The sequence below is a fragment of the Qipengyuania sp. JC766 genome (assembly GCF_040717445.1).
Taxonomy (GTDB): Bacteria; Pseudomonadota; Alphaproteobacteria; order Sphingomonadales; family Sphingomonadaceae; genus JC766.
Window position 1 is genome coordinate 1910365 of the sequence record NZ_JBFEFL010000001.1, and the last position, 21796, is coordinate 1932160.

The following is a 21796-nucleotide window of genomic DNA, read 5'->3' on the forward strand; positions in this document are numbered from 1 at the left end:
AATCGCCCTTGTAGTTATTTTTAATCGAAACGAATGCTTTCGATGCTACCTTCTGGAAGGTCCTCGAAATTGATTTCGAGGTATCTCGTAGCTCCGGGGGAAACCAGCGGATTGGGGATTAGGGCGGTGAGCTCGTCACGAGAAAATCGTAGAGTTTCGCCCCCCACGGTTACACGGAGCTGCTTCGCGGTGAGCAAGCTGTAATCGTTGCCTGCATTCTTCAAAACGGCTCGAACCGTATTCTCCTCGCGCTCAAAAGATTCGACCTGGATGCGGTCAGTCGCGTCGTTCGGCTTGATGTAGATTGCGGCTCCGAAACTGTAAGCAAATTGAATCCCCGAGAAGTTCGGATCCCGAACGGGCACTTCGCTCACGCGAAGAACGTAGCCTTGCGTTTCGGTTAGGTCGATTTCCCCGAGGTACTGGAAACGCACTGCTTGGGTGCCCCCGGGCGCGACCAGACCTTGGGGCGGGAATACGATAAAATCGTCTTCGACCGGCTCGAAGCGTTGCTGTCCATTCTCATCGATGATCCGCCGCTCGACCGTGACTTCGAAGGGCATGGGTTCCGTTCCGGTATTGTTTACCGCGATGGTGCCGGCCGTCTGACCTTTCCCGATTTCAAGAGTTACGCGAAGTGGCTGCACATCAAGAGCTTGGCTTGCCACCGTGCCTGAAAGCCACAGGGCGCTCACGAAAAAAAGTGCAAACAGCCATCCCGAACGAGCGCCCAAGCGCTCCATCAAACGAAATGTCATAATTCCCCGCCTCATAAATCCCTACCGAATCGCACGTCAGCGCGGATCGGAGTGTTCGTTATCTGTACCGTGCCAAGCCAATACAAGCGCGTTAATCAATTGGCTGTCACCGAAACCCGCACAACGTCGCTGTAAATGCCAGCGTAGACAGAGGTGGAGACGGCCCCGTTGCCGGCAGGCGAACCGACGCGGACGCCATTTGCCCGAAAACTGATCGAGACAGGCTGCCCACTTATAAGGTCGGGAGATCCCAGGAATGTGTGAATAACGGGCGTCGAAAGAGTAGATGGCGGAACGGAAATCGCGCTGCCGTTTGTCAGAGCCACCGAATATCCGATTTCATTCCCGGATCCGCCGGACGATCCAGTACGAGTGAGAACGCCGCCGTTTTCGGACGAGATCGTCACAGTCCCTCCGTCTGGATCGTTACATATCAACGAAACGGTATTCGTAACTTCGTCGGATTGCTGCCCAGCATCAATATTGGAGAGGATCCCGAAGTTAATCTCGGTACGGGACAGATCGGCATCGGATATACCACACACAGCATCGACTTCGCCCGTCAGCGTAATTGAGACTTCTTCGGCGATCGCCGTACCAGAAAGGCTGGCCGCAAAAGCTGCAATTAGACCGAAAGCTACCCGCTTGCCCGCCATTGGCCCTTCCTCTTGTCCCTCGTCCAGCTGTCGGCCGCGTTACTGAACGGACCTCAGAAACGATGAAGAGCGTGAGACCTGCATTCGGCAGATCCCACGCTCGACAAATTCGAAAACTTAGTTCGCGGTAACCGCAACCGTGACGGTATCGCTATAAGTGCCTGCGAAGACGGTCGAGATGGTACCGCCATTGCCTGCCGGCGAAGGGGCCCGCACGCCGTTCGCAGCGAAGCGCAGCGTGATGCTCTGACCGTTGATATAGGCCGAGGAAGCGTTGAAGGTCCGGTTTACCTGAGTGGCAAGATTTCCTGTGGGAATAGTAATCGTGCCAGTCGTGCGGAAAGAGTAGCCAACTTCGTTGTTCGCACCGCCGTTGGTACCATCGCGACGCAGAACACCATTGTTGGCCGAAGAGATGCTGAGAGTTCCGCCATCCGGATCGTTACAAATGATCGTGAGGCCATTCGCCTGTTCTGGAGTCTGGGAACCAACATCAACGCCAGAAAGGGTGCCGAAATCAATCTGCACAGGCTGCGGGGTCGAGTCCGCAAGGGTGCAAACGCCGTCCACTTCGCCAGTCAGTTCATGAACGACCGGATTAACATTTTGCGCCGCAACCGGGGCAGCGAATGCGACAGCGGTAGCCGAAGCAACGAGAGCAACAGTCTTCTTCATAGCATTTCTCCTTTAGACACAATTACTCAAGGCACGCACAAGGGACTGTAAGTACAGCTCGCATGCCAAATACCTCAAGCCAAGAGGTTCGGGTTCTGTAATACTTCCCCTGCCCATCGCGAATACTTCTAATTCGCGAATCGGTGCGATTGGCCCCGATGGCCGAGGAGATAAGTTGGCGTTAACTTGCCGTCAACTATTCAATCGCCCGAAATTCGGGGTTTTCCAGAGTGTCCCGTCATGGTTCAAACCGGGGGTAAATGCTCAATTTACTAGATTAAGCCGGAGCCGCTTGGTAACGATTCGCCAAAGGAGAAGGGGTAATGGGCCTTAGAACGTTGGCGAACCACGGTTTTCGACTTGAGTTGGCAAAGCTCGAATCGACCAGAATATTTGCAAGCCTGGTTTTGGGCGCCTCAACTCTTGCAGCGTCTGCGCAGGCACAGGAGGTTAGTTTCGTCCTGAACGCCGAGGTCGACTCCATTTGCGAAGCCACAACCGATGCAGGCGAAAACATCGAGATCGATCTAGGTGTCTTGTCCGAGACTCCCACGGGATCGGAAGTCTCGAACGATCAGGACGTGGAAATCGTCTATGTCTGCAACGATGCCGACGGTTTTACCCGCACCATAGCTTCGCTGAACGACGGGGTCCTCGTCAGGGTTGGCAGCACCGGAGGGGACGGGAACGAAATTCCCTATTTTCTCGAGGCGATCGGTAGCAACGGACTTGATTTCTCCCGCATCCAGGTCACGCAACCCCTGACCCGGACGTTTGGCGCTTCCACCGACTTTCTGAACGGCGTGGCCGGGACGCTCACTGTGTACGTCAATGGAGTGCTGGACCAAGGTGGCGACAGCGGCGATCCTGCTTCTCGGACGACCGTCTTCGCAGGTCAGTATACAGATGTCCTCACACTTACCGTGACAGCGAATTGATTGTGATTACCGCCTGAGGAATTGCGGTCCCTGATTATTCGAACCTGCGGCTAGTTTATTGCGGCGCCCCTTCCTCTGATTACGTTACCAAATACGGGATGCTAATCCCGCGGTATCCCAAGGTCGCCTGCGGCTTACCGGCAACGCACAAAGAAAGATTGAGACGCGAATCTGTCGAGTGCAGAGAATCGCGAGGCCGAGCTTTTGCTTAAGACCTTTCAATAGGTCTTCGAAATCTTGGCATAACCGCACGAGCAGAACTTGAGCGTTTTCGGTCAAGTTTGCCCAGCACGCGCATTCGAAGCGAGGATGCCATCGAAAAAAGTAAAAGTGGTGCCGCTTACGTGACTCGAACACGTGACCCCATCATTACGAATGATGTGCTCTACCAACTGAGCTAAAGCGGCACTCGGGTGGCGGATAGCGGGGGCGCGAGGCACCCGCAACGCCGAAAAACAGTGGAGGCCCGAGCCGGAATCGAACCGGCGTGCAAGGATTTGCAGTCCTCTGCGTAACCACTCCGCCATCGGGCCACGCCCGCTGGATGCGCGGGACACGGGCCATTAGCGAACAGCCGCGCCCTTGGCAAACGCTTCATGCACCGAAGTTTCCAAGACCCGCTTTCCTGTTGCGAACCATCGGCTAGAGACACGGAATGTCAGCTTTCGATCTTATCAGTCCGATCACGGGTGCGCCGGGACAGGTTACCCTTCCCACCAGCGAGAAGTGGATGCAGGGCCGCACCCTGTACGGCGGGGCTTCGGCGCTGGTCGCCTATACCGCCGCACGGCGTGCCTTCCCGGATCTTCCCCCGCTGCGCGCCGGGCAGGTTGCCTTCGTGGGACCGGTTGGCGGCGAGTTCTCTCTCCATGCCGAGATCGTGCGCGAAGGGCGCAACGTGACACAGGTCAGAAGCGAGATCAGGGACGGCGACAAAACGGTGCTGAGCGCGTTCTGGCTGTTCGGATCGGATCGGGAGCCGAATGCGAGGCACCCTGTCGCGGAGGCGAATGACTGGCCCGGCGCCCCGGACGAGAACGAGCCGGTGATGGTGGACAAGGGTCCGTCCTTCATCAGCAACAATTTCGAGCTGCGCCGGGCCCAGGAAGAGCGTGGTTCCGGCCCGCCGATCGTGCGCAGATGGATCAGACTGAGGGAGCCATCCGGGCTCGATCCGGTGTCCGAACTCGTCCTCTTGGGCGATACCCTGCCGCCCGGGTCGATGCGCGCCATGCAGAGGCCCGGCCCCCTCAGCTCCATCAACTGGTCGTTCAACGTGCTCGATACCCAGCCCACGACGTCGGACGGGTGGTGGCTGGCGGAAACGGCCAGCGAATGGGCGGACCAGGGCTATTCGAGCGAGCGGCTGCGGCTGTGGAACGCGTCCGGCGAGCAGATGCTGGCCGGAATCCAGTCGGTCGCGGTGTTCGGCTAGACGTCCTCGAACCGGGGCGCGCGTTTCGCCAGCCCGGCCATGACCGCCTCGACCTGGTTGGGCGAGCGGATCACGCCGGCCTGCTCGACGCTCTCCTCGATCAGGAGCGCATCGGTGCCGCGGTCGTGCATCTGGTTCGCCAGCCGCTTTGCGGCCCGGACGGCATGCGGATTGCGATTGGCGATTTCCGAGGCGATCGCGTTCGCCCGCGCGAGGGGATCGTCATCGATATATGTCACGAGCCCCAGTTCGCGCGCCTCCTCGCCCGAGAATTCCCGATTGGTGTAGATCAGGTCCCGCAGCACGTCGTCGCGGACCAGCCCGCGCCAGAGGGCGTAGCCGCCCATGTCGGGAACGAGGCCCCATTTCATTTCCATGATCGCGAGGCGGGTATCGCGAGCGGCGACGCGGATGTCGGCGCCGCTTGCGATCTGCAGCCCGCCCCCGAAGCAGACCCCGTGAAGTGTGGCGATGACGGGGACCGGGAGCTTGCGCCAGACCATGGCCACTTCCTGGTAGCTGTTGGCGTTCCCGTGAGTCCGGTCGGTAAGCGCGGGCGCATCGGGATCGGGCGTCTTCGCGAAGCTGCTCGTGTCCAGGCCCGCGCAAAAGGAACGGCCTTCGCCCGACAGGACGACGGCGCGCACGCCCCTGGTTTCACCGAGCGCATGTCCGGCCTCGATGATCGCATCGAACATGGCCGGGTCCAGCGCGTTCATCTTTTCGGGCCGCGACAGGCGGACATGGGCCACGCCGTTTTCGTCGAGGCGGGTATCGACACGGACGTTTTCGGAAGCGGTCATCGATCGAGGTCCTTGCTGGGTGCGCGGTCAGCCCTGCGCGGCGTTCACATTGATGCCGAGCGACTGGAAGTAGCGCTTGATATTGCGGGCCGCCTGGCGGAGGCGCTGCTCGTTCTCGACCATGGCGATCCGGACGAAGCCCTCTCCCTGCTCGCCGTAACCGACCCCCGGCGCCACGGCGACATCCGCATGGGTCAGCAATTGCTTGGAGAATTCGAGGCTGCCCATGTCCTGCAGGGCGGGCGGGAGCGGCGCCCAGGCGAACATGGATGCGGCGGGGGGCGGGATGTCCCAGCCTGCCCGGCCGAACGCCTCGACCATCACGTCGCGGCGCTTGTGGTAACGCTTCCGGTTCTCCTCGACGCAGTCCTGCGGGCCGTTGAGCGCCGCACAGGCGGCCGCCTGCACGGGCGTGAAGGCGCCATAATCGAGATAGCTCTTCACCCGGGTCAGCGCGGCGATCAGCGACCTGTTGCCCACCGCGAAGCCGACGCGCCATCCGGCCATGCCATAGGTCTTCGACAGCGAAGTGAACTCGACGGCCACGTCCTTCGCCCCGGCCACCTGCATGATCGAGGGTGTCGGCTTCCCGTCATAGTAGAGCTCGGAATAGGCGAGGTCCGACAGGATCCAGACCGAATGCTCCTTCGCCCAGGCAACCAGCCTTTCGTAAAAGGCCAGGTCGACCACTTCCGCCGTGGGGTTGGAGGGATAGTTCACGACCAGCACGCTGGGACGCGGGGCGGTGAACGCCATCGCCGCTTCCAGGCTCTTCCAGTAGTGCTCGTCCGGTGTTGTCGGCACCGAGCGGATGGTCGCCCCTGCGATGGTGAAGCCGAACGTGTGGATCGGGTAGGACGGGTTCGGGGCCAGGATCACGTCGCCCGGCGCGGTGATCGCATTCGCAAGGCTGCCCAGCCCTTCCTTCGAACCGAGCGTGACCACGATCTCCGTTTCCGGATCGAGTTCGACGCCGAACCGTCTGGCATAATAGTTCGCCTTGGCCCGGCGCAGGCCCGGTATGCCCTTGGACTGCGAATAGCCGTGAGCGTCGGGCTTGCGGGCAACCTCGCACAACTTCTCGATCACATGCGCGGGCGGCGGCTCGTCCGGATTGCCCATGCCGAGATCGATGATATCGCGCCCGCTCCGGCGGGCGGCGTGGCGCATCGCATTGACCTCTGCGATGACGTAGGGCGGCAAGCGCTTGATCCGGTAGAAATCGGTGTCCATCCGTGGCACCCGTATAGCGCCGGTGCGTATTGTGAAAGAGCGGGCTGCGCCTCGGGCACATCCGCCCGTGTCGGCCAAGCGGACGGAGAATGAAGATGCCAGCGCCCAAGAACCCCTTCTCGGCCATGCTCGACATGCAGGGCGAGATGATGCGGGAGATGCTCGGCAATTTCTCGCCCGCACCGCAGAATGGCGAGATTTCCGGCGAAATGGCGCAGTGGATGAATTCTGCCGCCCAGATGCAGGCCATGTGGCAGGAGTTCCTCGGCAGCCAACGCCCCCTTGCCGGAGGCGGCTCTCCCTTCGATCCCGCGCAGTGGATGATGATGAGCCATGACTGGTCCAGCGCAGCACCCGTCGATCCCGAAGCGACGCAGAAGCTCATGCAGGAAAGCATGCAATTGTGGCAAAGCGTCTTCGGCCAGTATGCAAGCACTGCGCAGGGCGGAAAGGTCGAGATGACCGATCTGCCCCGGGACGACCGCAGGTTCAGCGATCCCGCCTGGCGCGAACATCCCGCCTATGCCCTGCTGCATCAGACCTACCTGATGCTCGCCGACTATTTCATGCGCGCCGCGAAGAACGTGGACGGCGTTCCGGACGAGAAGCGAGCGCAGTTGCAATTCGCGACCGGTTCTCTGGTGGAAGCGATGAGCCCGGACAATTTCCTGGCCACCAACCCCGTGGTCCTGAAGCGGACCATCGAGACCGGCGGACAGAACCTCGTGAAGGGCCTGTCGCATCTCATCAAGGATCTGGAACGCGGCCAGCTGACCCATACGGATTCGGATGCGTTCACTCTGGGTGAGAACCTGGCCACCACGCCCGGCAAGGTCGTCCACGAAACCCCGCTCTACCAGCTGATCCAGTACAGCCCGACGACGGACGAGGTGCTCGCGGTACCGCTGGTGATCTTTCCGCCCTGGATAAACCGGTTCTACATCCTCGACCTCACTCCGAAGAAGAGCTTCATCCGGTGGGCGGTGGAACAGGGGATCACGGTGTTCGTGGTCAGCTGGAAGTCGGCCGATGCCAGCATGGCCGACATCGTGTGGGACGATTACATCCGCGCCCAGATGGAGGCGGTCGACCATGTGCGCGAGCGACTGGATGTGCCGGCGGTCCACACGATCGGCTACTGCGTCGCCGGCACCACGCTGGCTGCAACCCTGGCGATCCTCGCGCGTCGGGGCGAGGCAAACAAGGTCAAGTCCGCAACATTCTTCACCGCCCAAGTCGATTTTGAAAAGGCCGGCGAACTCCTAAACTTCATCGACGACCAGCAGCTCGACACGATCGCGGAGCTTTCTCCGGACGGATATCTGGACGGGCGGTACCTGGCCGCGGCATTTAACGCCCTGCGCGGGAAAGACCTCATCTGGAACTACGTGGTCAACAACTACCTGCTGGGTGAAGATTACCCGGCATTCGACCTGCTGCACTGGAACGGCGACGTGACCAACCTGCCGGCGAAATGGCACGGCGCCTACCTGCGGGATCTTTACAGGGACAACAAGCTGGTCGTCGCCGATGCGATGGAAGCGGACGGGACTAAGATCGACCTGTCGCTGATCGAAACGCCCGCCTACATCCAGGCCGGGCGTCAGGATCATATCGCTCCCCCTGAGAGTGTGTGGCGGGCGACCAACCATTTTGCGGGCGATACGACCTTCGTGCTGGCCGGGTCCGGACATATCGCCGGCGTCGTCAACCCGCCGGAATCCGGCAAGTACCAGTACTGGACAGGCGACAGCGAAGCCGCTTCGCTCGATGCCTTTATCGAGGGCGCGACCGAGCATCCGGGCAGCTGGTGGCCGCATTGGCTGGAATGGTTGCACGGTCTGGACGACAGCACCGTTCCCGCGAAGAAGCGCCGGAAGCCGGGTGGCAAAAACGACAGCGTCATCGAGGATGCGCCGGGACGCTACGTCAAGACGCGCTAGCCCCGCGACAAAACGAAATTGTGCACTGCACAATTTCTTGACATTGCGCCCGCGAGACCTTATTGTGCATTGCAGCAATAACCTCGTATGGGATTTGTCAGATGGCCACCAAAGCCGAGAATACCAGCAAGATCGATGCCGCCGCGGAGAAGGCCTATGCCGATGCCGCTGCGAAAACGTCGGGCAAGTCTGAAGCCAAGGGCGATGTGAGCGTCGCGAAGATCGCCGATGCGGTCGAAAGCGACAAGCCGGCGCCGAAGACGGCTTCGTCCGGCAAGAGCGCGCCGGCTACCAAAAAGGCGGCTCCCGCCAAGAAAGCCGCCACTCGCAGAGCGCCTGCCAAGGCCAAGGCAAAAACCGTTCAGCCCAATCAAGAGAATATCAAAAAGGAAAACATCATGAACAAGGTACAGGAAACCGCCAAGGAAGCGTCTTCCAAGATGAAGGAAGGCGTTGCCGGAATGCAGGATCGCGCCAAGGTCGTATTCGCCAAGGGCAGCGAAATGGCTGCCGACATGGGCAAATTCACGAAGGGCAACGTCGAAGCATCCGTCGAAGCCGGCAAGATCTGGGCCAATGGCGTCCAGAACATCGCCAAGACCCATTTCGAAGACAGCAAGGCCGCTCTCGAAACGGTCCAGGCAGATGCGAAGGAATTCGCCGCCGTGAAGTCGCCGACCGAATTCGTCCAGTTGCAGGGCAAGATCGCCAGCCGCAATTTCGACGCCGGCGTCGCGCAGGTGAGCAAGACCACCGAAATGTGGCTGAAGCTCGCCAACGAAGCGTTCGCTCCGCTCCAGGGCCGCATGAGCGTCGCCATGGACAAGGTCCGCACCGCGGCCTGACCATCGGCATAGGCTCGAAATCGAAGGGGCCGGACGGTTCGCCGTTCGGCCCCTTTCGTTTGTCCTGCATTAAGGCGATCGCCCTAATGCGGCCCTTGCGATTGCCAACCCCCTCACGATATTGTCGAGTCATGCTGCCAGACCAATTTCACGACCGAATTGCCGGAGCGAGCCGCCCGCCGGGTGGCGGGGACGATCCGGACGAACAGGTCGGCATCGCGACCAAGACTCGCACGAAGCCGAAGAAGCCCAGCCAGTACAAGGTGCTGCTGCTGAACGACGACTACACGCCGATGGAGTTCGTCGTGATGGTTTTGAAGCGCTTCTTTCGCATGGACATGGAAGAGGCGACGCGCGTGATGCTCCACGTCCATCAGCGAGGCGTGGGCGTGTGCGGCATATTCCCGTACGAGGTCGCGGAGACCAAGGTGAACCAGGTGATGGACTTCGCACGGCAGAACCAGCATCCGCTGCAGTGCACCCTCGAGAAGGCCTGACCGTCCGGTCGCATCTTGCCCCGTCCCGTGCGGCAGGGTAGCGAAGGCGCGTCCGGCGGGATACGCTGCCGGATCGAAGCCAATCCCAGCCGGGCAGCCCCTTGCTTAGTCTCACCTCTCTAGACCGCTATATCTTCCGGCTGGTGATCGTGCCGATGCTCGCGGTCTTCGCGATCGCGGCCTCGCTTCTGATCCTCGACAAGATGCTCAGCCTGTTCGATTTCGTGGCTGTCGAAGGCGGGCCCGTCGGCGTCGTGTTCCAGATGCTCGGCCTGTTGATCCCCGAATATGCAAGCCTAGCGATACCGCTCGGCCTGATGCTCGGTATCCTGCTCGCATTCCGCTCGCTTGCGACATCCAGCGAACTCGACATTTTTCGGGCGGTGGGCATCGGGTATTTCCGCCTGCTTCGCGTGCCCTACCTGATCACCTTGGTCCTGATGGGGCTCAACGTCGCGATCGTCTTCTACGTCCAGCCGCTCAGCAATTATTATTACCAGCAACTCGACTACGAACTGCGGTCCGGCGCGCTTGGCGCCTCGATCAAGGTCGGTGAATTCAACGCCCTGGCCGACCGCATGGCCTTGCGGATCGAACAGAGCGAGGATGACGGGCGAAGGCTGCGCGGAATTTTCGCCCGCGTGCAGACCGAAAGCGGGGACATCCTCTCCATCAGCGCGCGCGAGGGTAATTTCCTGGCGACCACGGACAGTCCGGATACGATCATACTCCAGCTGACCGACGGCACGATCATCCAGGATCACCGGCAGGGCCTCGACAAGATGGCCCCGCGAGTCCTCAGTTTCACCGAACATAGCCTGCCGATCGACCTGCCGCAGGTCGAGGAATTCCGCGCGCGCGGGAACGAGGAAAAGGAATACATCCTGCCCGAGCTGCTGCGCATCGGCTGGTCGGATTCCGCCCCTGAAGTGGCCCGAGATGGCAGTCAGGCGAGCTTCACCTTCCGCCTGGTCGAGGTGCTGACAATGCTGTTCATGCCGCTGATGGCCGTCGCTCTCGGCATCCCACCGAAGCGTTCGAGCTCTGCCCTGGGCGTATTCGTCTCCATCATCCTGGTCGTCGCGTTCCACAAGGTGAACGAATACGGTCGCGACGTCGCGGCGCTGGGCATCGCCAGCCCTTGGCTGACGCAGTGGGGGCCGTTCGCCGTCTTCGTGGCGCTGCTCCTGTGGATGTTCTATCAGGTCGCCTACATTCCGGGCGGACAGCCGCTTGGCTTCCTGGAAAAGGCGTTTTCCAAGATTTCCAAGCTCGTTCTTTCCATCTTCAGACTGCGGAGACGCAAGCTTCGCGAAGAAAGCAGGGAGGGCACAGACCCCGATATGCAGGCGGCTCGGGCAGAATAGGCGATGCAGCTCGATTTCTTTCCTTCGCGGACACTCACCGTCTACATCGCGCGCATGTTCGCGGTGCGTATCGTCGCGATGATGATTGTGCTGATCTTCGTGCTCATGGCGCTGGACCTCCTCGGAAGGACCGGAGAGATCCTTGCGGTCGAGGGGAATGGGCAGGCCGAAATACTGGAGTATATCGCTCTGCGGATACCCGAGCTCATACAGCGCTTCCTGCCCTACTCGGTCCTTCTGGCGACCCTGATCACGCTGGTATCACTGAACCAGAACAGCGAGGTGATCTCGATGAAGGCGGCCGGCCTGTCGGCGCACCAGATCCTCGCACCGCTGCTCCTGACCGCCGCCGTTATCTCGGCACTTCTCTTCACCTTCAACGAGACCGTCGTGTGGCGCACGACGGGCGTACTCAAGGCCTGGCAGGCGAACGACTACGCCCCGATAGAGGCGGAATCGGGCATTCGCAGCAATATCTACCTGACCGATGGCCCGAACATCCTGATGGCACGGCGCGTCACTGGCGAAGGACCGCAGACCGTGATGGAAGATGTCACGTGGTACCGCCGCAATCCGCAAGGGATACTGGCCGAACAGATCCGGGCGCGGCGCGCGACATACGCCGATCCGGGCTGGTTGCTGGAAGACGTCGAACGGTTCGATGTCGCAAGCGCTGAAGGCGCCGAAGGCAGCGACACAATCATCGGGCGGGAGGTCACGTTCGAACAGATCGAATTGGAGAGCGTCGATCCCGAAGCGCAGAGTTTCGGCGAGCTTTCGGAATCCATCGATGCCTACCAGTCGGCCGGTCGCCGGACGAGCGAGCTCGAGGCGAAATGGTGGCACAAGATTTCCGGACCGCTGTCGGCATTCCTCATGCCCTTGCTCGGATCGGTGGCGGCTTTCGGGCTGGCACGGTCCGGCCAGTTGTTCGTCCGTGCGATTCTGGGGATGGCGTTGGGCTTCGCCTACTTCGTGGTGGACAACGCCGCTCTCGCGATGGGCAATTTCGGAGGGTATCCCCCGTTCCTCGCCGCGTGGGCACCGTTCCTGCTGTTCCTGCTGGTGGGTGAGACGGTACTGGTCCGAACCGAGGAATGACCGGCGAAGGATCGGACTCGTGGCATATTCGGCTCGCACGAGAAGACGATGCCGCAGGATTTGCAAGGATCGCGAACGAAGCCCTGCAACACGGTACAGGCGTCGTTTCCTCGGTCCCACCTGATCCGGACACTTATCGTATTCTCATCACCCGCCGCCACTGCCTGTCCGCCGAAGCAGACGGGCATGTGATCGGTTTCGCCGCGTGTCGTCCGGCAACGCGGGAATTGCACCTGGAAGGGCTGGCCGTGGCGAAGGCGTGGCGGCGACATGGGATCGGCGGATCGCTTGTCGCCGCGGCCGTCATCGACGCCGCAAATTCCGGATTTCAGGCTATTACCGCGATTACTCTTGGAGACGAGGAAGGACGTTCGCCCTTTCTGGAGCGTTACGGGTTCGTTCGCATTCGGGACCTTGGAAACCAAGCCAGGCTGCATCGCGGGGTCGAGCAAGCCACCCAAACCGGACTTCCGCGCGACCGTCTGAGCGCCATGATCCGTTTCCTCTAGTCCGGAACGCCAGGTCCGCACGACCGTTCTGCCATAATCCCGCCATAAAGGAGAACGGACATGAAGCGTCTTGCGATACCAGCACTTGCAGCCTCGCTCGCTCTGGTCGGATGCGGTGAGGCGGATGCGCCCACCACCGAAGCGATCGACGGAACCGAGCCGACCGTGACCGAGCCGACGCCTTCGGAGCCGATGATGCCCGGGGACGAAAGCGAAGTTACCGATACTACCGATAGCGATGGCAGCATGACGAACGACGATGCCGCAGGATCCACAGACGGTGCCGACGTGCCGATGGAAAGCGATCCGAACGCCGATGAGACGATCCAGGTCGAGTAGACTCGACCAAATATCGGATACCACGAAAAAGGGCCGCCTCGGGCGGCCCTTTTGCTGTCAGCGACGGACCTTCATCGTGCTGCGCGCGATGCGGTTTACGAGGTGGAACATGCCCGGATGATTGGCCCCGTGATAGGTCGAGGCGGTCCCAAGTTCCCGTGCCAGCCGGCGATGCGCCTCGGGAAGAGCGTGATACGGCATGCTCGGCATCAGGTGATGCAGCGCATGATACCGCAGTCCCACCGGGGCCCAGATCTCGGCGGCATAGCCCGGCGGGGGGACGTTTACCGAGTCGAGGAACTGTGCCGTGACCGTCATCGGTTCGCCCTCGTTTTCCCAGAGATGCGCCACCAGAGTGCGCAGCTGGTTCACGACGGCGACGAAGGAGAAAACGGCGAGGGCGACGAGTAGGGGCTTCCAGCCGAAAGCGAAGACGCTGCCGATCAGGACCCAGGACCAAGCGAAACCGCCCAGCTCCTGCCAGAAGACGCGTGGCTTGAGCTCGCCTTCGGGCGGCCGTCGGCGGAATTTCGGGTTGATTGCCAGCGCCGAGAAACGCTCCCACACATAGGCACGCACCGGCGGGAAAACCGCTCCGAGCGGAACCAGCACGGCGAACCGGAAAATGAGGGCGACCGGGGCGAACAGCGCGACCAGCACGAACAGCGGCAGCGACCACGGCTTCATCAATGCGAGCGGCAGATATTCCGGATCCTCTACGGTCCCGTACTGGGTCCGCTTGTGATGGATCACATGCGCGCCTTCGTACATGAAGGACGGCGTCAGCATCGGAATGCCGACCAGAAGGTTCCACGCCTTGCTGAACCGGGCCATGGCGCCGCGGCGGAAGTGCGAAATCTCGTGGATGAAGAGCAACGCCCGGTAAAGGGCCAGTGCCGCCACCAGGCCGAGTGCGACTGCCAGTATGGTATTGCCCACAAGGATGGCGCCAGCAAGCGAGGCGTAACCCACACCGGCCGAGACGAGCATGTCCGGCCAGTAGATATCCGGCCGGGGATCGGCGATATCCTTCGTCAGGTCGCGCACGGCGCGCAGCATCGCCTTGTCGTCTTCCACGCGCAGACGATCTGCCGGGGCGGCATTCTCGGCCGCTCCTGCGCTGTTGCGCGAAAGTATCTTGATCGGTTCCATGTTCATGATTTTCCGTCTGCACGCCTCTTGCGGCCTCGGGCCTAGCCTAGATGGCGAGCGGGACTATCTTTTGCAAGTCAGCTACGCTGCCATCGCTTGACACGGGCATGATGTAGCCGTCAGCGCGAACGGCTTCTGAACGGAATTTTCTGATGACCAACACAGCCATCGCCATCGAACGGGTCGACACGAAGAAGGGCCGGAGCCGATTCGTCGATCTTGCCTATCGCCTGAATGCCGACACGCCGAACTGGGTACCGCCTTTGCGATCGGAAGCACGCGAACTGGTCGATCCGGATCGCAATCCCTTTTTCGATCATGCCCGGGTCGCGCATTTCCTCGCGATCAGGGATGGCGTCGATGTGGGGCGCATTTCCGCACATATCGACGAACTCGCCCTCGCCCAGCCTGCCGAACAGGGAATGGGACCGGCCACGGGGAATTGGGGCCTGCTGGAAGCGGCCGACCAGACCGTCGCCGAGGCACTGATCGCGCATGCGGAACAATGGCTGAAGAACGAAGGGATGACCCGCGTTCTGGCGCCCCTTTCCATGTCCATCTGGGAAGAGCCGGGGCTTCTCGTGACAGGGCACGACCAGCCACCCACCGTAATGATGGGACATCACGACGCGCGGCAACAGGCTTGGGTCGAAGACTCCGGCTACTCCAAGGTCAAATCCCTCCTGACCTACGAGCTGGATATCTCCACCCCGTTCCCGCCCATTATCCAGCGGATCGTGAAGTCGGGAGAGCGCAATGAACGGATCGTGATCCGCGAGCCCGACCTCGCCCACTACGAGCGTGACGTGCGCATCATACTCGGTATCCTGAACGATGCCTGGTCGGGGAACTGGGGCTTCGTTCCATTCACGGACCGGGAGATCGCGTATTCAGCCAAAAAACTGCGGCCTCTCGTGCGCCCCGACCTGATCCGGATCGCCGAACTGGAAGGCGAGCCCGTCGCTTTCATGCTGACTCTGCCGGATGCAAACGAGGCGATCGGAAAGATGAGTGGGCGCCTTTTTCCCTTCGGCTGGATCAGGATGCTGCGCTGGCTGAAGGCGAACAGGGTTCGCACCATGCGTGTTCCGCTGATGGGTGTCCTGAAAAAGCACCAGCGCGGCCGTCTGGCGAGCCAGCTCGCTTTCATGATGATCAGCGAGATCCGGGAAGTCGCGAACCGCAAATACGGCGCCACGAGGGGGGAGATCGGTTGGATTCTCGATGACAATCAAGGGATGGTGGCCATTGCGGAAGCCATCGAAAGCCGTGTGAACCGCGAGTATCTGGTTTACGAGAAATCCCTGTAGGCCGAGCCTTGGCACTCGGGAACCGGTGCGCCGACAGGGACGTTGCAATCGAACTGCCTTGTGGTCGCCGAGTGTTTATTGATGAGCCGGAAAAAAGGGATCGGGACGATTCTCGTCGTTGAGGACGATCCGATCGTGCGTCTGGCAGCCATCGATACGCTAAAGGAAGCTGGCGCGTCCGAAATCCGGGACTGTTCGACCACCGAAGATGCGCTTGCGATCCTGCGTGAGTGGAAGCCCGATGTGGTTGTTCTCGACGTGCATCTGGCCGACCGGGACGACGGATGGGCCATCGCAGAACTCCTCAGCACGATCGGCCCCCGTCCACCGAAGATCATCTTTTCGACGGGGTCGCCGCAGGACATTCCAGACGACATCGCAGGACTGGGAACCGTGCTTGCCAAGCCGGTTGCACCCGCCAATCTCGTTGCGGCGGTGTCTGGCCAGGCACGGGAAACCCTGCTGTCCGGCCTGCTCCGGCGACCCGGCTGAACACATCCGCTTTCAAATTCACAGAGCTACACGCGCGTCAGTGGGTAATGCCGCGCACTGTAGAAAAAGCGAAATCGAAGAAAAAAGGCCTTCTCTCCACTTTCCGGGAGAGAAGGCCTTCGGGATCGTATCACCAGCCGCTTGGACGGGAGGGGGGGTCTCGGCGGTGACAAGGAGAAAATGCGCCGACCGAAATCCGGTTCCCGGGGTCCGAACTTTTTTTAAAGAATATCGGAAAACATTGAATTTTCAGCTCTTCGTCCGCCTTCCGGTAAAGTAGCCTGCAGACCGCACAACCACCGTATACCACGGTAAGAGTAGCGGAACTTAATCTGCGCGCACGCGTTCCAACGCCCGTTATCAAGAAAGGGATTTTATGTCGCTTGGGGAACAAGTCGCCTCCAACCTACCTTACCTGCGTCGCTACGCGCGCGCGTTGACGGGCAGCCAGGCAACCGGAGACGCGTTCGTTCGCGCCACTCTGGAAGCGGCGCTGGCCGACGAGAGCCTTCGTGGGGAACTCGAAGGAGGTCGCGTGCCTCTCTACCGCGCCTTCAACAAGGTCTGGTCCAGCGCCTACCTCGAAGTGGGTAAGGAAGACGACGGTACGCAGGGCCATGAGGGCGCTGCACGGGATCGGCTGACCCAGATTACGCCCCTGAACCGGCAGGCTCTCCTCCTCACGACGCTGGAGGATTTCAGTGCTGCTGATGCGGCGGAGATCATGGGGCTGGAACCCGGCGATATCGAACGCCTGGCGCAGGAAGCAATCGACGAGATCGATCGCGAATCCTCGACGAACGTGCTGATCATCGAAGACGAGCCGCTCATTTCGATGCAGCTCGAAGACCTGGTCCGCTCTCTCGGCCACGATATCTGCGGCACGGCAGCCACGCGTACGCAGGCCCAGGAAGTGGTCGCCGAACGCACCCCCGGCCTTGTGCTGGCGGATATCCAGCTCGCGGACGGATCATCGGGCCTTGATGCTGTCGATGACATCCTTTCCATCAGCAGCGTGCCGGTAATCTTCATCACTGCATATCCAGAGCGCCTGCTCACGGGCGATCGTCCGGAGCCGACTTACCTCGTCACCAAGCCGTTCCAGGAATCGACTGTCCGGACTGCGATTAGCCAGGCGCTGTTCTTCGGGTCCAGCGCTCCCCTGTCGCGCAATCAGGCCGACTGATTTCAGTCTAGGAGGACATGCAGGCTCAGCTGGCCTGCATGTCCACTTTCCGGAATTTCGCCCGCAGGGCGAACTCGCTCCGTTCACGCACCGGGACACGCAAAACGCATTCGACACCCTTGGGTGCGAATGTCAGTTCCACCGGATGCCGCAATTCGTGGGCGACAATCTTTTCGATCAGATCCGTGCCGAAGCCGCGCTGCCTATCCTGAGGAACGGCTGGCCCGCCACGCTCCTTCCAGCGCAGCGTAACCGTGTCCGCGGTTTCCAACTCCCACACGATCGAGACCTGCCCGTCGGCCCGGCTGAGCGCTCCGTACTTGGCGGCGTTGGTGGCCAACTCATGGATGGCGAGCCCGAGCGACAGGGCATCGTTCGGGGCAAGGGCCACTTGCGGCCCCTCCATGGTCACGACTTTTTCCCCGTCGTTCGCGTAGGGCGCTAGTTCGGCGCCGATTACGTCGCTGAGCAGCGTCGTACCCCATTCCGAACGGGTCAGAAGATCGTGCGTGGCGGACAACGCCCGGATCCGCCCGTCGAGACTGGTCGCGAAATGCTCCAGCGAATCCGCTCTCCTGCGAGTCAGCGCGATGATCGACAGGACGTTCGCCAGCGTGTTCTTGACGCGATGGTTGAGCTCGCGCGTGAGGGAGTTTCGGATCGAGTTCTGCTCTTCCAGCCATGCCACCGACGCGCGGTCTTCTTCCGCCTGATGCGTGATCAGGCGCGCGACAACCGTCAGCAAGGTCGCCACCAGTAGCCCGAAGAGGAGCGTGACCATGGAAAGGTCCGACAACGACGCCGTGCCTACCGAGGCCACCTCGAGGACCATGTCGCGGTCCGCGATACGCACCCGCTCCGAAACGACCGCACCCGTATCCCCTTCGGCCACCACTTCGGCGAGCAAGGCCTCGTCGCCCTGCGCCGCATCGTAAAGACGCACGCTGCGGTTGCCGAGGGTTTCGCCTTCGACACCGCTTTCTAGGAACTCCTGTGTCGTAAACGGGCTGAGGACGTATCCCGTGAGCGGAGCGGGATTGCCTGCTCCTTCGTAAACCGGCGCGATGAGGATGAAGCCTCTTTGATCGGTACCTGCGGCGCTGATGAGTTCGACGGGGCCGCTGGCCGTAGGGCGCCGGGTCGCATTCGCCGTCGCCATCGCCTCTGCCCTGACGGCATTGGACGAAATATCGAAGCCCAAGGCAGGCCGGTTCGCCTCGGTCAGGGGCTCGACCATCGCGATCGGGTACGCGTCGGCCTGTCCACGCTGCAAGGCAGGATAGACCCGCATCAGTTCGGAACCGCGCTCTTCCTCGCGCTGCAGGAATTGCGGGATGTCCGCTCGCGGCACCCTTTCTGCCCAGGCGATGGAACGCACGTCGCCCCCGTCGGAATCGGCCACCTGCATCTGGCGCACGAAGCTGCGGAAACGGGGCAGGTCAACGTCCTGGCCCACGCCCATCAGTACCGCGGTGGCCTTGAGGTGCGCAGCAGCGCTGCTACCAGCCTGCTCCAGCACGGATGCTATGGCTTGCGCCCTTTCGCGCAGCTGCGCCTGTTCGCGCTGGTTCGCCCCGCGCTCGATCGAATAGACGCTGAGAGCGGTTATCGCGCCCACGAGCAGGAATATGGCGATCGGGACCGCCCTTGGGTGTTCGAGCAACAGTCGGCGTGTGCGCGGTTGTGGTCTGGACGTCCTGTTCACTGCGGTCCGGTTCTGCGCACTCGGCGCCGTCAATTCTGTCTAAGTCTGCGAAAGGCTTGTCATCGGGGAACAATACGGGGGAGATATCGTTCCACACGTCACCCGCACCTTAGCGGGACAAGCCATCCGAAACTGTAGCGAAAGCGGAGATTGGGCCATACATGGATCGAGGCCAATCAGACGAAGGTCGAAATTCACCGGGGGAAAGTGTGTCAGCCAAGCCAACCAAGTCACAGCCTGAATGGGCCGATGGCCTGAAGAAGCTGTACAAGGAGGTTGTTGACGAACCCCTGCCCGACAGCTTCAAGGACCTGCTGGACAAGCTGGACAACAAGGGCGAATGAGTCGCGAGGAACGGACGGCCACCGAGAAGGCCGACTTCAAGAGAGAGCTGACGGAGGTGGTTCCGCACCTGCGCGCGTTTGCGCGTGGTCTGTGCGGCCGTCCCGATATGGCCGACGACCTCGTCCAGGAAACCATGCTCAAGGCCTGGGCCGCGCAGGACCGGTTCGAACCGGGAACCTCGATGCGGGCCTGGACCTTCGTGATCCTTCGCAACGCTTACCTGACCGATATGCGGCGCAACCGCTTCCGCGGCGAATACGACGAGACAGTCGCCGAGCGGATCCTGACGGCACCGGCCGGGCAGGAAGAACCGCTGCATTTATCGGACATGCATCGTGCCTTGCTGACCCTACCCCCCGAACGCCGCGAGGCGCTCCTGCTGGTGGGCGCAGGCGGCTTCTCCTACGAGGAGGCGGCCACGATCTGTGGCTGCGCCGTCGGCACGATCAAGAGCCGGGTCGGACGCGCGCGCGCTGCGCTCAACGCAATGCTCGCCGATGGCGATATTCCGCGCCGGTCGCTCGATGACGAGGGGGCGCACAGGGCTATTCTCGAAGAGCTGGACGATGTTGCCACGGGCAACGGTCTCACCTCGCGGAACTGACCGCTTTTTCTGCAAGGCCCGATAATGGCCGGACAGGAAGACGACGACTCCGACAAGCAGAGCCTCGCCTTCGCGGCGCAGGAATTGCGTCTAATTTCGGCCTTGGTTCTCATACTCGGCGTCGGCCTGTTCCTGGCTTTGCCCTTCGTGCTGTCGATCGGATCGGTGGTCTTCCTGCCGCTTACGACGGCGATCGTTCTGACGATCCTGCTATCCCCGCTGGCGGACTATCTAGCCAAGCTCGGCCTGCCCAACGTTCTTGCGTCGACGCTGGCCTTGCTGACCTTCCTGCTCGTGCTGTTCCTGTCGGCTGCCGTCGTCCTGCAACCGGCCGTCACCTTGTTCGACCGAGTGCCGGAACTGACGCAGCAGGTCGGCGAGCGTTTCGCGGAGCTTCAGGAGCAGTTCGCCTGGCTGGCGCAGGCGAACGAACAGATCATGGAAATGATGGGCCAGTCGGGCAACAGCGAGGTCGTGGTCGCCGGACCGTCGCTGTTCCAGCAGCTGGCCATCGCAACGCCTGTCGTCCTGCTGGAAGTCTTCCTGACGCTGCTGATGGCATTCTTCATGATCGAGGCGCGGGTTCGCCTGCGTCGGAATTTGCTGTTCGGTCGCGCCTCCTTCGGGACGAGCATCAAGGCCGCACGCGTGCTGCGCGAAGTGCAGGACCGCGTTGCCGCCTACATCCTGACCGTCGCGTGGATCAATCTGTGCGTCGGAATCATCGTGGCGCTCGGTGCGTGGCTGATCGGTCTGGAAGCGCCCATAATGTGGGGCGGGCTCGCGGCCCTGCTCAATTTTATTCCCTATATCGGCCCGCTCGCAATGACCGTGCTGCTCGCGCTGTTCGGGGTCGGGACATCCGACACGGTCCTCGTCGGCCTGATCCCCGCCATCGCCTATCTCGGCTTGCATACGGTCGAAGCAAACATCGTGACACCGTCGGTCCTCGGCGCGCGTTTCACGATGAACCCGGTTATGATACTGATCGCCTTCAGCTACTTCACCTGGGTCTGGGGCGCGTTCGGCGCGTTGCTGTCCGTTCCCATCCTGCTGATGCTGACCGCCTTCTTCGACCATGTCGGACGGCCCAACCTCGTCGGCTTCATCTTCGGCGAACCGCTTTTCGCTCGCGGCGTCATGGATACCGACGACAGCGAAACCCCGGCCACGGAATGAAAAAGGCCCGTCCCGCTATCCGCGGAACGGGCCTTCAATCATCTAGGCTTCAGGCGATCAGGAATACTTCCAAGTTGAACCCCGCGCCAGGTTGTCGGATGCGAACGCCCAGTTCAGTTTGTCGCTGGTCACCGCCTTGAGATAGGCGGGGCGCGCATTCTGGTGGTCGAGATAATAGGCGTGTTCCCACAGGTCGATGACCAGCAGCGGGTTCACCCCATCCTTGTCGGCCAGCGTATCGCCGTCATGCGTTTCCTCGATGGTCAGCTCGCCGCCCTTTTCGGCCAGCCAGACCCAGCCGCTGGCGAAGTGGCCGGCGCCGCGTTCCTGCAGCTTTTCCTTCAGATCGTCGACCGATCCGAAGGCGCTCTCGATCATGCTCTTGAGTTCGTCCGACGGGGCCGTCTCGTTGCCGGCCATCGAATTCCAGTAGAAGCCGTGGTTCCAGCTCTGCGCCGAATTGTTGAACAGGCCCTGGTCGCTGCCACGCGCAGCCGCGATGATTTCTTCCAGTGACTTGTCGGCGTGGTCGGTACCTTCGATCGCCTTGTTCGTCTTGTCGATATAGGCCTGATGGTGCTTGCCGTGGTGATAGCTAAGCGTCTCGGCCGAAACCGCCGGCGCCAGCGCCGTGTCGTCGTAGGGCAGCGGGGTAACTTCGAATGCCATGGGAATATCCCTTTCCGTCTGTGTGATAGTCGGGTTCGCAACGCATCGCAGGGCA

Annotated in this window: 23 protein-coding genes and 2 tRNA genes; 15 read left to right on the top strand and 10 right to left on the bottom strand. The window is 61.4% G+C overall.

The window, feature by feature from the left end; all coding sequences use genetic code 11:
• Nucleotides 1–20: 20 nt before the first annotated feature.
• The 3 genes from AB1K63_RS09105 to AB1K63_RS09115 all read right to left on the bottom strand — a co-directional run bounded on the left by AB1K63_RS09105 (nt 21) and on the right by AB1K63_RS09115 (nt 2089).
• Nucleotides 21–758 (bottom strand): fimbria/pilus periplasmic chaperone, encoded by a 738-nt coding sequence (locus tag AB1K63_RS09105; protein ID WP_366959789.1) that lies wholly within the window; start codon nt 756–758, stop codon nt 21–23.
• Between the two features lie 95 nt (nt 759–853).
• Complete coding sequence (locus AB1K63_RS09110; protein WP_366959790.1) at nt 854–1414, bottom strand: hypothetical protein; 561 nt, start codon at nt 1412–1414, stop codon at nt 854–856.
• Nucleotides 1415–1531: 117 nt separating this feature from the next.
• A complete protein-coding gene (locus AB1K63_RS09115) occupies nt 1532–2089 on the bottom strand; it encodes a hypothetical protein (RefSeq protein WP_366959791.1) in 558 nt (185 codons plus the stop codon).
• Between the two features lie 323 nt (nt 2090–2412).
• Here AB1K63_RS09115 and AB1K63_RS09120 point away from each other — a divergent pair, with 323 nt between their 5' ends.
• The gene (locus tag AB1K63_RS09120) at nt 2413–3027 is read left to right on the top strand and encodes a hypothetical protein (RefSeq protein WP_366959792.1); all 615 of its coding nucleotides are present in this window, start codon (nt 2413–2415) and stop codon (nt 3025–3027) included.
• Between the two features lie 331 nt (nt 3028–3358).
• On the opposite strand, the gene AB1K63_RS09125 is transcribed toward AB1K63_RS09120, so the two are convergent.
• Both AB1K63_RS09125 and AB1K63_RS09130 read right to left on the bottom strand, forming a co-directional pair.
• Nucleotides 3359–3434, bottom strand: a tRNA-Thr gene (locus AB1K63_RS09125).
• 52 nt (nt 3435–3486) lie between these two features.
• Nucleotides 3487–3560 (bottom strand) — tRNA-Cys (locus AB1K63_RS09130).
• Nucleotides 3561–3682: 122 nt separating this feature from the next.
• Between AB1K63_RS09130 and AB1K63_RS09135 the strand changes: the two genes are divergently transcribed.
• A complete protein-coding gene (locus AB1K63_RS09135; protein WP_366959793.1) occupies nt 3683–4462 on the top strand; it encodes a thioesterase family protein in 780 nt (259 codons plus the stop codon).
• Here AB1K63_RS09135 and AB1K63_RS09140 read toward each other — a convergent pair.
• Entirely contained in the window at nt 4459–5265 is an 807-nt protein-coding gene (locus AB1K63_RS09140) for a crotonase/enoyl-CoA hydratase family protein (protein ID WP_366959794.1), read from the bottom strand. The two genes, AB1K63_RS09135 and AB1K63_RS09140, sit on opposite strands and share 4 nt — an antisense overlap.
• Before the next feature lie 27 nt (nt 5266–5292).
• The gene (locus tag AB1K63_RS09145; protein ID WP_366959795.1) at nt 5293–6498 is read right to left on the bottom strand and encodes an LL-diaminopimelate aminotransferase; all 1206 of its coding nucleotides are present in this window, start codon (nt 6496–6498) and stop codon (nt 5293–5295) included.
• An 89-nt stretch (nt 6499–6587) separates the two neighbouring features.
• Here AB1K63_RS09145 and phaC point away from each other — a divergent pair, with 89 nt between their 5' ends.
• The 7 genes from phaC to AB1K63_RS09180 all read left to right on the top strand — a co-directional run bounded on the left by phaC (nt 6588) and on the right by AB1K63_RS09180 (nt 13099).
• Nucleotides 6588–8441 (top strand): class I poly(R)-hydroxyalkanoic acid synthase, encoded by a 1854-nt coding sequence (phaC, locus tag AB1K63_RS09150; protein WP_366959796.1) that lies wholly within the window; start codon nt 6588–6590, stop codon nt 8439–8441.
• Between the two features lie 101 nt (nt 8442–8542).
• Nucleotides 8543–9286, top strand: a complete 744-nt coding sequence (locus AB1K63_RS09155) for a phasin family protein (RefSeq protein WP_366959797.1) — start codon at nt 8543–8545, stop codon at nt 9284–9286.
• A 131-nt stretch (nt 9287–9417) separates the two neighbouring features.
• On the top strand, nt 9418–9783 hold the full coding sequence (clpS, locus tag AB1K63_RS09160; RefSeq protein ID WP_366959799.1) for an ATP-dependent Clp protease adapter ClpS: 366 nt from the start codon (nt 9418–9420) through the stop codon (nt 9781–9783).
• 101 nt (nt 9784–9884) lie between these two features.
• Nucleotides 9885–11150: an LptF/LptG family permease gene (locus AB1K63_RS09165; protein WP_366959800.1), complete on the top strand. Its 1266-nt coding sequence runs from the start codon at nt 9885–9887 to the stop codon at nt 11148–11150.
• 3 nt (nt 11151–11153) lie between these two features.
• Nucleotides 11154–12251 carry an LPS export ABC transporter permease LptG gene (lptG, locus tag AB1K63_RS09170; RefSeq protein ID WP_366959801.1) on the top strand — a complete coding sequence of 366 codons (1098 nt, stop codon included), beginning with the start codon at nt 11154–11156 and terminating at the stop codon, nt 12249–12251.
• Nucleotides 12248–12760, top strand: a complete 513-nt coding sequence (locus AB1K63_RS09175) for a GNAT family N-acetyltransferase (protein WP_366959802.1) — start codon at nt 12248–12250, stop codon at nt 12758–12760. The genes lptG and AB1K63_RS09175 overlap by 4 nt, the downstream gene beginning before the upstream one ends.
• Before the next feature lie 60 nt (nt 12761–12820).
• Nucleotides 12821–13099: a hypothetical protein gene (locus AB1K63_RS09180; protein WP_366959803.1), complete on the top strand. Its 279-nt coding sequence runs from the start codon at nt 12821–12823 to the stop codon at nt 13097–13099.
• Between the two features lie 57 nt (nt 13100–13156).
• Here AB1K63_RS09180 and AB1K63_RS09185 read toward each other — a convergent pair whose 3' ends face one another.
• Entirely contained in the window at nt 13157–14251 is a 1095-nt protein-coding gene (locus AB1K63_RS09185) for a fatty acid desaturase (protein WP_366960682.1), read from the bottom strand.
• 152 nt (nt 14252–14403) lie between these two features.
• Here AB1K63_RS09185 and AB1K63_RS09190 point away from each other — a divergent pair, with 152 nt between their 5' ends.
• The 3 genes from AB1K63_RS09190 (at nt 14404) to AB1K63_RS09200 (ending at nt 17239) form a co-directional block, all read left to right on the top strand.
• On the top strand, nt 14404–15561 hold the full coding sequence (locus tag AB1K63_RS09190) for an N-acetyltransferase (protein ID WP_366959804.1): 1158 nt from the start codon (nt 14404–14406) through the stop codon (nt 15559–15561).
• Between the two features lie 42 nt (nt 15562–15603).
• Entirely contained in the window at nt 15604–16053 is a 450-nt protein-coding gene (locus AB1K63_RS09195; RefSeq protein ID WP_366959805.1) for a response regulator, read from the top strand.
• Between the two features lie 376 nt (nt 16054–16429).
• The gene (locus AB1K63_RS09200; RefSeq protein ID WP_366959806.1) at nt 16430–17239 is read left to right on the top strand and encodes a response regulator; all 810 of its coding nucleotides are present in this window, start codon (nt 16430–16432) and stop codon (nt 17237–17239) included.
• A gap of 25 nt (nt 17240–17264) precedes the next feature.
• Here AB1K63_RS09200 and AB1K63_RS09205 read toward each other — a convergent pair whose 3' ends face one another.
• Complete coding sequence (locus AB1K63_RS09205) at nt 17265–18902, bottom strand: CHASE domain-containing protein (protein ID WP_366959807.1); 1638 nt, start codon at nt 18900–18902, stop codon at nt 17265–17267.
• Nucleotides 18903–19153: 251 nt separating this feature from the next.
• Here AB1K63_RS09205 and AB1K63_RS09210 point away from each other — a divergent pair, with 251 nt between their 5' ends.
• The 3 genes from AB1K63_RS09210 to AB1K63_RS09220 are packed head-to-tail and all read left to right on the top strand — an operon-like array spanning nt 19154 to nt 21072.
• Nucleotides 19154–19288, top strand: a complete 135-nt coding sequence (locus AB1K63_RS09210; RefSeq protein WP_366959808.1) for a NepR family anti-sigma factor — start codon at nt 19154–19156, stop codon at nt 19286–19288.
• Nucleotides 19285–19893, top strand: a complete 609-nt coding sequence (locus tag AB1K63_RS09215; RefSeq protein WP_366959810.1) for a sigma-70 family RNA polymerase sigma factor — start codon at nt 19285–19287, stop codon at nt 19891–19893. The genes AB1K63_RS09210 and AB1K63_RS09215 overlap by 4 nt, the downstream gene beginning before the upstream one ends.
• Before the next feature lie 24 nt (nt 19894–19917).
• Entirely contained in the window at nt 19918–21072 is a 1155-nt protein-coding gene (locus AB1K63_RS09220; RefSeq protein WP_366959811.1) for an AI-2E family transporter, read from the top strand.
• Nucleotides 21073–21129: 57 nt separating this feature from the next.
• Here AB1K63_RS09220 and AB1K63_RS09225 read toward each other — a convergent pair whose 3' ends face one another.
• On the bottom strand, nt 21130–21741 hold the full coding sequence (locus tag AB1K63_RS09225) for a superoxide dismutase (RefSeq protein ID WP_366959812.1): 612 nt from the start codon (nt 21739–21741) through the stop codon (nt 21130–21132).
• Between the last annotated feature and the right edge of the window lie 55 nt (nt 21742–21796).

Bases quoted from the DNA above. Each gene is read 5' to 3' on its own strand.
- AB1K63_RS09215 (WP_366959810.1), top strand. From the start codon at position 19,285: ATGAGTCGCGAGGAACGGACGGCCACCGAGAAGGCCGACTTCAAGAGA.
- AB1K63_RS09220 (WP_366959811.1), top strand. From the start codon at position 19,918: ATGGCCGGACAGGAAGACGACGACTCCGACAAGCAGAGCCTCGCCTTC.
- AB1K63_RS09180 (WP_366959803.1), top strand. From the start codon at position 12,821: ATGAAGCGTCTTGCGATACCAGCACTTGCAGCCTCGCTCGCTCTGGTC.
- phaC (WP_366959796.1), top strand. From the start codon at position 6,588: ATGAAGATGCCAGCGCCCAAGAACCCCTTCTCGGCCATGCTCGACATG.
- clpS (WP_366959799.1), top strand. From the start codon at position 9,418: ATGCTGCCAGACCAATTTCACGACCGAATTGCCGGAGCGAGCCGCCCG.
- AB1K63_RS09115 (WP_366959791.1), bottom strand. From the start codon at position 2,089: ATGAAGAAGACTGTTGCTCTCGTTGCTTCGGCTACCGCTGTCGCATTC.
- AB1K63_RS09155 (WP_366959797.1), top strand. From the start codon at position 8,543: ATGGCCACCAAAGCCGAGAATACCAGCAAGATCGATGCCGCCGCGGAG.
- AB1K63_RS09185 (WP_366960682.1), bottom strand. From the start codon at position 14,251: ATGGAACCGATCAAGATACTTTCGCGCAACAGCGCAGGAGCGGCCGAG.
- AB1K63_RS09105 (WP_366959789.1), bottom strand. From the start codon at position 758: ATGACATTTCGTTTGATGGAGCGCTTGGGCGCTCGTTCGGGATGGCTG.
- AB1K63_RS09140 (WP_366959794.1), bottom strand. From the start codon at position 5,265: ATGACCGCTTCCGAAAACGTCCGTGTCGATACCCGCCTCGACGAAAAC.
- AB1K63_RS09110 (WP_366959790.1), bottom strand. From the start codon at position 1,414: ATGGCGGGCAAGCGGGTAGCTTTCGGTCTAATTGCAGCTTTTGCGGCC.
- AB1K63_RS09175 (WP_366959802.1), top strand. From the start codon at position 12,248: ATGACCGGCGAAGGATCGGACTCGTGGCATATTCGGCTCGCACGAGAA.
- AB1K63_RS09145 (WP_366959795.1), bottom strand. From the start codon at position 6,498: ATGGACACCGATTTCTACCGGATCAAGCGCTTGCCGCCCTACGTCATC.
- AB1K63_RS09135 (WP_366959793.1), top strand. From the start codon at position 3,683: ATGTCAGCTTTCGATCTTATCAGTCCGATCACGGGTGCGCCGGGACAG.
- AB1K63_RS09190 (WP_366959804.1), top strand. From the start codon at position 14,404: ATGACCAACACAGCCATCGCCATCGAACGGGTCGACACGAAGAAGGGC.
- lptG (WP_366959801.1), top strand. From the start codon at position 11,154: ATGCAGCTCGATTTCTTTCCTTCGCGGACACTCACCGTCTACATCGCG.
- AB1K63_RS09200 (WP_366959806.1), top strand. From the start codon at position 16,430: ATGTCGCTTGGGGAACAAGTCGCCTCCAACCTACCTTACCTGCGTCGC.
- AB1K63_RS09225 (WP_366959812.1), bottom strand. From the start codon at position 21,741: ATGGCATTCGAAGTTACCCCGCTGCCCTACGACGACACGGCGCTGGCG.
- AB1K63_RS09120 (WP_366959792.1), top strand. From the start codon at position 2,413: ATGGGCCTTAGAACGTTGGCGAACCACGGTTTTCGACTTGAGTTGGCA.